The sequence below is a fragment of the Microvirga sp. KLBC 81 genome (assembly GCF_003075415.1).
Taxonomy (GTDB): domain Bacteria; phylum Pseudomonadota; class Alphaproteobacteria; order Rhizobiales; family Beijerinckiaceae; genus Microvirga.
In genome coordinates this window covers 1-963 of sequence record NZ_QDAH01000276.1, presented here as the reverse complement: position 1 = coordinate 963, position 963 = coordinate 1, and the positions used below count along the sequence as shown (strand labels likewise).

At 63.6% G+C, this 963-nt stretch carries 1 protein-coding gene; it reads left to right on the top strand.

The window, feature by feature from the left end:
• On the top strand, nucleotides 1–927 hold a 927-nt coding region (locus DC522_RS33735), incomplete at its 5' end, for an IS256 family transposase (RefSeq protein ID WP_116532725.1).
• Nucleotides 928–963 lie beyond the last annotated feature (36 nt).

Genomic DNA, 963 nt, shown 5'->3' with positions numbered 1-963 from the left:
AAATACCAGCGGCGCTTCCCCGGCTTCGATGAGAAGATCGTATCGATGTACGCCCGCGGCATGAGCGTGCGCGAGATCCAGGGCCACCTGCGCGAGCTGTACGGCATCGAGGTCTCGCCGGATCTGGTCAGTGCGGTCACCGATGCCGTGCTGGAGGAGATCTCGGAGTGGCAGAACCGCCCTCTGGAGGCGCTCTACCCACTGGTCTTCTTCGATGCGATCCGGGTCAAGGTGCGCGATGAAGGCACGGTGCGCAACAAGGCCGTCTACCTGGCGCTGGGCGTGCGCCCCGATGGCGCCAAGGAGATCCTGGGGCTGTGGGTCGAGCAGAGCGAGGGCGCCCAGTTCTGGCTACGGGTGATGAACGAGCTCAAGACCCGCGGCGTCGAGGATGTGCTGATTGCGGTGGTCGATGGCCTCAAGGGCTTTCCCGAGGCGATCACGGCGGTGTTTCCAGAAACCCAAGTCCAGACCTGCATCGTGCACCTGATCCGCTCATCGTTGGCCTTCGTCTCCTACAAGGACCGCAGAGCCGTGGCGGGAGCCTTGAAGGAGATCTACCGGGCCAAGGATGCCGAGGCTGGCCAGGCGGCCCTGGAGGAATTCGCGCAATCGGCCTGGGGCCGCAAGTACGAGGCGATCGCAGCGTCCTGGCGGCGCCACTGGACGGCGGTGATCCCGCTCTTCGCCTTTCCTGACGAGGTGCGCCGGATCATCTATACGACCAATGCCATCGAGGCGCTGAATGCCAAACTGCGCCGGGCGGTGCGGGCCCGCGGGCACTTTCCCACCGACGAGAGTGCGATCAAGCTATTGTTTCTGGTCTTGAGGCAACCGCAGAAAGAGTGGAAAATGCCGCCACGGGAATGGAGCATGGCGAAAGCCCAGTTCGCCATTCTCTTCGACGGCCGCTTCAGGCCGGTTTGATGAACCCGGCCCTTACACGGAAATTCCGACAGTCCC